Below are 7,791 nucleotides of genomic sequence, written 5' to 3'. Positions count from 1 at the left end.
TGTAAAATCTTAAATTGAAATCAAAAGAATATTAACAGAAAACACAATATTAAGTTTTTAAAATTAATCAAATCGTGAAATAAGACTAGTACAAAAAAGGCAATAATGCAATGTCAATGAAAGAAAAATTTTTAAAAAAAAACACCCGTTCTGCAAGTGATAATCACAGAAAAAATAGCTCTGAGAAATATAAAAAATTACTACAAAAATCGCAAAAAAGTATTACTCCAATACCTTTTTATACTATAAAATAAAATATAAAATATGCTAATGCAAATAAAATAAAAGTTCATTGAAACGTCCTTTAGGTGGATTCACTCTATTAATCACTCCATTTAACTAAAGCCTAAAGGCATGAACTTATTTTATTGAATAGACTATTTTTAAAAGAATTATTTTCAAAGATTAATTTATACATTTTATTTAAAAAAAGTATTACTTTTTTGAGCTTATAACACCCAAATAAAATTAGTTTGAAACTTAAAAATTATTTCATTTAACTATACAAATCTAATGCAATAATGCACTTGAAATGCAAACATGATTAAAAAATTAAATGGAAACACCACTACAAAAAACAAATAAGGCTACCACAAAGGAATTTAGTTAAACAAAAATTTTTTTGATTAAAAATTATCAAATATTAAATTAAAGACAATCTTAATTATAAGTATATCTGACACGATAAGTAACTTATTAAAGCAATGAAATAGAAATTAGATTTTTTTAGAAATTTCATCAATAATTGTTTTTGCAATTACTTTTTTAGAAGCTAATGGAACAGACAACACATCATCATCAACTATTAGCACTTCATTATTATCAGACCCGAATTGACAATCTTTTCTGGAGATATCATTAGCGATGACAAGGTCAGTACCAGCATCGGAAATCTGTTTTCTCGCACAATTTATAATATCCTCACGGGAAATGTTAAATTCAGCTTTAAATCCCACTAAAAAAATATCTGGATTAATTTTCTTAATTTGGCGAATAATTTTTGTTGTAGGTTTAAGATTTAAAAAAAGAGAACTTGAAGAGTCAAGTTTTTTATCTGACTTCTGCCTAAATTCAAAATCAGATACTGCCGCTGTTGAAATAAATATGTCATAATCAGATATCAAACTCAAAATAACATCATTCATTTCACTGCTTGTCTCAACATGAACAACATCAAAAACAGAAGGAATATCAACACTTACATTAGCTACAACCAATTTCAAATCGGCCCCTCTAATATAAGCTTCTTTTGCAAGCTCCAAACCCATTTTTCCAGAGGATTTGTTTGTAATCCCCCTTACAGAATCAATTGGTTCATAAGTCCCACCGAGACTTATTAAAACTTTTTTTCCTTTAATAATATCAGTCCTTTTTATTTAAATTAATTGTTCTTAAGGATTCAAGGACAATGTCCTCTTTAGATGGGAATTTGGCTTTTCCTTCATCCATGCGAGGATTTATAAAAGTTGCTGAACCTTCATTTTTAATTTTTTCAATATTTTCACTTATTGCTTTAAACATTGAGTCATGCATGGATGGAACAAAGATTATTGGAGTATCATGACCATAGGCAGTAATCAAAAGAGTGGATATAGGATTATCTGCAATCTTATATGCGAATTTGGAAATTGTATTTGCAGTAGCCGGAGCAACCAATATCAAATCCTCCTGAGAATATTTAACATGTTCAATATCTCCAGTTAATTTGGTTACTACCTCTTTACCAGTTGCAAACTCCATTGAATTGGGATGAATTAAATCGCAAGCCGCTTCACTCATAAAACATTTAACTTCAACATCATTTCTTCTAAATTCCCTAGCCAATTTAATAGCTTCACTAGCAGCCACACTACCAGTAACACATAAAATTATCATAAAAACACCTAAAAAAAGAAATTAAGTAATTTGTATTTGTGATAATACAAAATCAAAGACATACAAATTATCTTCAAACTGATCAATAGGAGCACTATACATTATAACGTAAGCCTGACCACCTTTTTCAAACCAAACAGCCTTATGTTCTTTCTCAGAAGTACCCTGAGTTGAAGTATAGACATATTCCAATGCATCTTTACCACCTACAGAAACGCTTCCGGATGAAACTAATTGAAATGAAGTGTCCTTTTGCATGGATTTATAACTATTATTAACAAATGAATAGAACTCGCCTTCAATAGGCTTTTTTTCTACATTAATATTGACTTGACCAATACCCAATGCATCTATTGAATCAATTTTAGAAATTGCCATAATTGAATAATTTGATTTTGCTTGAGAAACTCCCCAATCTGAAGGATACTGAATTGTAATTCCTCCTTTGGATAAAGTTAATACACTTAAATCTGAATTATCATCATTTTCCGCACTTACAACAGATACAGCAGAAATTAAAAATAATAAAATCGCAACAGTCATTATAGTTCCCTTTAAAAAATTATTTTTCATAATCTCACCTACTTATAATGAAGAAATTAATTTCCATTACTTCCCCCATTACCTCCATTACTTCCGCCATTGCTTGTGGAACTAGATCCACCACCATTACTTGATGATGAACTTTGCGAACTACTGGATGAAGAGGATTGGCCAGAACCCTGATAATTATTTGAATTACTTTGTGAAGAATCAGGATAACTGTTTGAACTATCAGTAGTGGTTTCTATATCATCATCAGCCTGTTTATACGAACTATAATTGCTGTAACTAGTAGTATTAGTCTTAGTAACATTTACTACCTCTTTAATTTCAGGGAATGCTGTATCATCAACAATAGCTACAGTTTCAGAATTAGACATAGTTCCAAAATCCAAATTAAAAATACCGTAAGCTGTACCTGCAGTAAAGCCGATTACTAAAATTAACAATAATAGCAGTTTAAATGTTCCACTATCCATTGAAGATTTTTTCTTATTATTATATTTTGCATCGGACTTTTTAGGATTTATAATGTATTTCTGAACTAAGTCCTGTTCTTGTTTTCTTTTATTTTTGGTAGGTCTCCTACGTTGCTTTTTCCTAGTATCCTGAGATGGCTTGCCCTGCATTGATCTTATTCTCTTTGTAGCGGCTTTAGCATCTATTGAATTTAATTTATCTTCATACTTTGAACGGAAATAGCTATATTTTTCAGCAGATATTTTACCAGACTTATAATCTGATTCCAAATTGTTCATTACGCGTAGAAGTTTTTCTCTTTCATCTGACATTCCTACCCTCCCCTGAATTTATACATAGTAATTTTTATTTAAACATTAATTTAAAGTTTTCTTAAAATTCAGGATATGAACCTAAAACTTTTAAAAAATATGTATTTTCTTTGATTTGTTTTAGGATATTTTGAATGACTTCATCCTCTATATGGCCATTAAAGTCAACGAAAAATAGATATTTGCCCAAACCTTTTTTAGAAGGTCTTGATTCAATTTTAGTCAAATTTATATTATCTTTTTCAAAAATTCCTAAAATTTTATACAACCCACCTGGCTTATCTTCATAAATGGAAAATATAATTGATGTTTTATCTTTTCCTGTCATTTCATGGTTTTCTTTTGAAAGAACTACAAACCTGGTTTCATTATTATCCATGTCCTGGATATTTGATTTTAAAATTTCAAGATCATACAATTCAACAATCTTTTTATTTCCGATTGCTGCTTTAGTTTTATCACCCATGATATCCTTGGCAGCTCTTGCTGTACTTACTGCATAATGCTGCTGAAAATTATGATTATTTAGAAAATCTCTGCATTGTGCTAAAGCCTGACCATGAGAATATACCTCTTCAATATCTTCCAGTTTACATCCCGGATTAACAATCAGGTTTTGATTAATAGGAATGATGATTTCTTTAAAAATTTTTAAATCATATTTATGGGCTAGAGAATCCAAAGTAATGCCAACCGGCCCTTCAATAGAATTTTCAATAGGAACAATGCCGAACAAACATTCATCATTTACAACACTTTCCATAACTGCCGGGATGGTACAATATGGAACTAAATCATCACCCACCATATTAGCCGCTTCATGAGTAAATGTCCCTTTAGGACCTAAAAACGAGATTGATGTAATTTTAAAGCCCCCTTAAAAATAAAAAAAGAGTATAGTTAAAGAACTATACTTGGTTTTAAGATTCTAATTTTTCAATTAGTTTTAAAATATCTGTTTGTGTAATGATGCCCACTACTTCATCATCTTCAACAACAGGCAATCCATTGAATCCTGTTTCCATAATAATATCTGATACTTCAGTAATAGACATGTCTTTTGTAACAACAGTTGGATTTTTTGACATAATGTCTTCAACCAAAACCTCTTTAATTTGAGATTTTTGGTATTTTTCAGGAACTTTTTTTCTAAAGTCAATGAAAGCTCTCATTAAATCTTTAGAGGTAATCATTCCTACAAGTTTTCCATCATCAACAACAGGAAGCCTTCCAACATGTGCCTCTAACATCTGTCTTCTTGCATGAACAAGTCTGTCAGTTGAAGATACTGTAATCAACTCTTTAGACATTATTTCTTTTACAGTAATTTTATCAAATGCAATTCCGGAAGCAAGAGTTACAAAATCAGCTTTTGAAACAATACCCACCATCTTATCATCATCATTCATGACAGGAACTGAACCAATACCGTTTTCCAACATTAGTTTTGCCACTTCTTCTAATTGCATTGTTTGTGGAACTGTAAACACATCTTTAACCATTACAGATGAAATATGAAGTCTTGATGCAGGCATATTTTCATATTTTGAAGAACCTAGCTTATTAGCTATGTCCCTTTCTGAAATAATACCAACTAATTCTTTATTATTAATAACAGGCAAACGTGAAACATTATGTTTACGCAATAATTTTAAAGCATCAGAAAGATTTTGATCTTTGTCTACAGTAATTAAATCCTCAGACATCAAATTCTTAATTTGCATATTATCATCTCCTATAAGTATTTTAATATCTTTTAACAGCGTTTAATACATCTCTTTCAGTGATAATTCCCATTACTTTATCATTTTTAACAACTGGAACTCCACCAATATTTTTATCAGCGAAAAGTTCGCATAATTCGCCGATAGTAATTGTAGGTTCAACAGTAACTGGGTCTTTAACCATAATATCTGAAATAGTTGTTTTTAAAACATCTGTTGCTAAATTGGAATTTAAATTATCAAATAATTCTTTTGCATTTAAGAATCTTATAACATCGGTAGAAGTTAAGATACCTAATAATTTTTTAGCCGCTTTAGAAATATCCGCTTCACCACCAATAATAGGAATTCTTCTTAAACCGTTTCTTACCATTATTTTACATGCACCTTCGAGAGGAGTTCCCGGAGTGGTAGTAAATACTTTTGGACTCATGAAATCCTGTACGGTTTCTTTGCCTGCAACACCTGCTAAGGATAAAGCAATATCTCTTTCAGTTACAATACCTGCAAGTTTTCCATCACCGTCTACGAGAGGTATAGCACCTAACTGATTAGCTAACATTGTATCAATGGTCTCGCCGATTGAAGCTTTGTTAGATAATGTAATCAAATCACGTGACATGATTTCTTTAACTGGTTCGTTAATAGCTGCTAAAAAGTTATCTTCATATTTTTTCTCAATAATGTTGAATTTTTTTCCTCCACCAAAGAAATCTAATATATCCATTACTGTTACAATACCTAATAATTTACCGGAACCCGGATCAGCGATTGGCAATCTTCTAAATTCGTGTTCCATCATTACTTTAGCAGTGTCTTTTATACTTTTAGAAGGAGGAATTGAAACTACATCTCTAGTTGCAATAGCCATGATGTCTCCTTCTTTATCATGAACTTTTGTTTGACGTTCAACTGCGCCTGTATTTGATTTTCTATTAACGGATGTTTTATCTTTCATTTTCACACCTCAGTTTATATTCACTTCAAAACAAAATAAAATCAACATATTAAAAACAAAATTACTCAATATCCAAAATCTTATGGATTTGAGGAATGGTGGAAACTTCAAAATATTGCCCAACAATTTCAGAAAAATTAAATAATCTAAAATTAACGTTCTTCCACTCAGATAATGGACTGGAAGGTTGGATAATTATTTTAAGGTCGCTTTTGTTTGAAATATTTTTGGATAATTTTTCAACTACTCCTTTAAATGACTTTATTTTTGTTGAAGGCAATATAACTACTTTACAATATACATTTATGCACTTCGCCATTAATAAATTTAGTGATTTAATCTCATTTAAAAAAATTTCTTCATCAAAATCACCATCAAAATGCTCTGGCAATTTAATATCAAGAGAAACAACGTCTAATTTATCGATTGAATCAATATTATCCGGCAAAGTACCATTAGTTTCTAGCATAATCTTTAAGTCGAAGCTTTTGCTAACTTCAGAAATAAAGTCCGGATATAAGCTAGGTTCACCTCCAGTAAATGAAATGGTTCTACAGTCAGGAGTTAAAATCCTATTGATTTCATCAATGACTTCATCAGGAGTCATTAACTTACCTGAATCCTTTGATTTACTATCATTGGTATCACAATAATTACAATTCAGATTGCAACCTGCAAATCTGACAAAAATTTGTCTTTCGCCTATTAGTAATCCTTCACCCTGAAAAGATGAAAATATTTCAATAATTGGAGCTTTCATCATAAATCTTTCCTATACTCTGCGCCCTGTCCGATTCCTTCATTGACACATACTGCAACATAATTTAAGTTATCATAAGTTTCTGAAAGTTTCTTTGCCAAAGTTTCAGCGAAAAACTTGGATAACTCTTCAGCTGAAGTATAAGGAAGAGGCAAGAATACACAATCTACAGCAGGAATTGAATATCCCTTACCATCAATTTTAAAATGAACTGATTTTTTATCTTTTAAATCAAATATTGAATCATTTTCCTTATCAAAATCTTTAAAATCAATTAATTTGTTATAGACCGGAATTAATAATCTGTGATCGAGCTCATCACAAATTGCTTTAGTGAATCCTTTAACATCTTTAAAGTCCACAACAAATTCAAATTCCCCAGAACGCTCACCGTCTATTTCAACATCAACGAAATAGGAATGCCCATGAATAAAACCGCATGATTCGTGACCCGGAATTACATGAGCTGAGGAGAATCTTAAATTAGCCTGCATACCATTAACTAAAATCTTCATCATAACACCTTTGTTTTACTTATGTCATTTTCAATAGTTTCCAATTCATCAATGAATCTGTTTACTGTTTCATTGATTAAATCCAATAAATTATTTTCATTAAATATCTGCTTATCATCCACTTCAATATCATACAATCCGATTGTATCAACATCATCCGGAGTTCCTTTATCTTCCAGATTGAGTGCAAAGTGAATTTTAGATGAACTTAAAGAAACACTAGCTATGGAAATGGATAATTTTCTGTTATCAACAAATATATCATCACCTTCCCTTTTAGTTGAAACCCCATATTCTGTTAAGATTTCTCTGAAAATCATCACTAAAAGCCTTTGGCGAAGATAAGCTATTCTCATGTTTGGAGGCTGCTGGTCAAAAAACTCACAAATGAAATTAACCATATTATTTGATTTAATTTCCAATCCAACATCTGCGAAATCCTTTAAATTATCTGGAGTAATATTAACCGGACCGATCCAAGTTATAATTGATGAGCCATAAATTCCGAATTCCTGAAATGCCCAGGAAGGATTTATTTGGCTTCCATCATATTCAAAAATTTCATCTATATGTTTATGAATAATAGTCATAATAAAACCTTTAATTTGATTACATTATTAATATG

At 30.6% G+C, this 7,791-nt stretch carries 10 protein-coding genes; all 10 read right to left on the bottom strand.

Translation table 11 applies throughout. The features are described 5' to 3' along the window. Positions 1–716 precede the first annotated feature (716 nt). The 10 genes from IJL02_RS08280 to IJL02_RS08235 all read right to left on the bottom strand — a co-directional run bounded on the left by IJL02_RS08280 (position 717) and on the right by IJL02_RS08235 (position 7,756). The gene (locus IJL02_RS08280) at positions 717–1,337 is read right to left on the bottom strand and encodes a phosphopantothenoylcysteine decarboxylase (protein WP_342765182.1); all 621 of its coding nucleotides are present in this window, start codon (positions 1,335–1,337) and stop codon (positions 717–719) included. A gap of 25 nt (positions 1,338–1,362) precedes the next feature. Next, a complete protein-coding gene (locus IJL02_RS08275) occupies positions 1,363–1,875 on the bottom strand; it encodes a flavoprotein (RefSeq protein ID WP_292814737.1) in 513 nt (170 codons plus the stop codon). A gap of 21 nt (positions 1,876–1,896) precedes the next feature. Then, positions 1,897–2,448 carry a PsbP-related protein gene (locus tag IJL02_RS08270; protein ID WP_292814734.1) on the bottom strand — a complete coding sequence of 184 codons (552 nt, stop codon included), beginning with the start codon at positions 2,446–2,448 and terminating at the stop codon, positions 1,897–1,899. A gap of 26 nt (positions 2,449–2,474) precedes the next feature. Beyond that, complete coding sequence (locus IJL02_RS08265; RefSeq protein WP_292814730.1) at positions 2,475–3,209, bottom strand: endoglucanase; 735 nt, start codon at positions 3,207–3,209, stop codon at positions 2,475–2,477. Between the two features lie 61 nt (positions 3,210–3,270). Beyond that, the gene (pheA, locus tag IJL02_RS08260) at positions 3,271–4,074 is read right to left on the bottom strand and encodes a prephenate dehydratase (RefSeq protein ID WP_292814743.1); all 804 of its coding nucleotides are present in this window, start codon (positions 4,072–4,074) and stop codon (positions 3,271–3,273) included. Between the two features lie 55 nt (positions 4,075–4,129). After that, the gene (locus IJL02_RS08255; RefSeq protein ID WP_292814726.1) at positions 4,130–4,933 is read right to left on the bottom strand and encodes a CBS domain-containing protein; all 804 of its coding nucleotides are present in this window, start codon (positions 4,931–4,933) and stop codon (positions 4,130–4,132) included. Between the two features lie 22 nt (positions 4,934–4,955). Continuing rightward, a complete protein-coding gene (locus tag IJL02_RS08250; RefSeq protein WP_292814721.1) occupies positions 4,956–5,891 on the bottom strand; it encodes a CBS domain-containing protein in 936 nt (311 codons plus the stop codon). A gap of 61 nt (positions 5,892–5,952) precedes the next feature. Beyond that, entirely contained in the window at positions 5,953–6,651 is a 699-nt protein-coding gene (locus tag IJL02_RS08245; RefSeq protein ID WP_342765181.1) for a 7-carboxy-7-deazaguanine synthase QueE, read from the bottom strand. Continuing rightward, positions 6,651–7,166 (bottom strand): 6-pyruvoyl tetrahydropterin synthase family protein, encoded by a 516-nt coding sequence (locus IJL02_RS08240; RefSeq protein WP_292814715.1) that lies wholly within the window; start codon positions 7,164–7,166, stop codon positions 6,651–6,653. Before IJL02_RS08240 ends, IJL02_RS08245 begins: the two co-directional genes overlap by 1 nt. Continuing rightward, a complete protein-coding gene (locus IJL02_RS08235; RefSeq protein ID WP_292814712.1) occupies positions 7,166–7,756 on the bottom strand; it encodes a DUF366 family protein in 591 nt (196 codons plus the stop codon). The genes IJL02_RS08240 and IJL02_RS08235 overlap by 1 nt, the downstream gene beginning before the upstream one ends. Positions 7,757–7,791 lie beyond the last annotated feature (35 nt).

The organism is Methanobrevibacter sp. (assembly GCF_017427765.1).
Taxonomy (GTDB): Archaea; Methanobacteriota; Methanobacteria; order Methanobacteriales; family Methanobacteriaceae; genus Methanocatella.
The sequence above is the reverse complement of the archived record's forward strand: the minus strand, read 5'-3'. Positions and strand labels throughout refer to the sequence as shown.

Coding starts and splice junctions, on each gene's coding strand:
- IJL02_RS08255 (WP_292814726.1), bottom strand. CDS start 4,933: ATGCAAATTAAGAATTTGATGTCTGAGGATTTAATTACTGTAGACAAA.
- IJL02_RS08240 (WP_292814715.1), bottom strand. CDS start 7,166: ATGAAGATTTTAGTTAATGGTATGCAGGCTAATTTAAGATTCTCCTCA.
- IJL02_RS08275 (WP_292814737.1), bottom strand. CDS start 1,875: ATGATAATTTTATGTGTTACTGGTAGTGTGGCTGCTAGTGAAGCTATT.
- IJL02_RS08270 (WP_292814734.1), bottom strand. CDS start 2,448: ATGAAAAATAATTTTTTAAAGGGAACTATAATGACTGTTGCGATTTTA.
- IJL02_RS08245 (WP_342765181.1), bottom strand. CDS start 6,651: ATGAAAGCTCCAATTATTGAAATATTTTCATCTTTTCAGGGTGAAGGA.
- IJL02_RS08235 (WP_292814712.1), bottom strand. CDS start 7,756: ATGACTATTATTCATAAACATATAGATGAAATTTTTGAATATGATGGA.
- IJL02_RS08265 (WP_292814730.1), bottom strand. CDS start 3,209: ATGTCAGATGAAAGAGAAAAACTTCTACGCGTAATGAACAATTTGGAA.
- IJL02_RS08250 (WP_292814721.1), bottom strand. CDS start 5,891: ATGAAAGATAAAACATCCGTTAATAGAAAATCAAATACAGGCGCAGTT.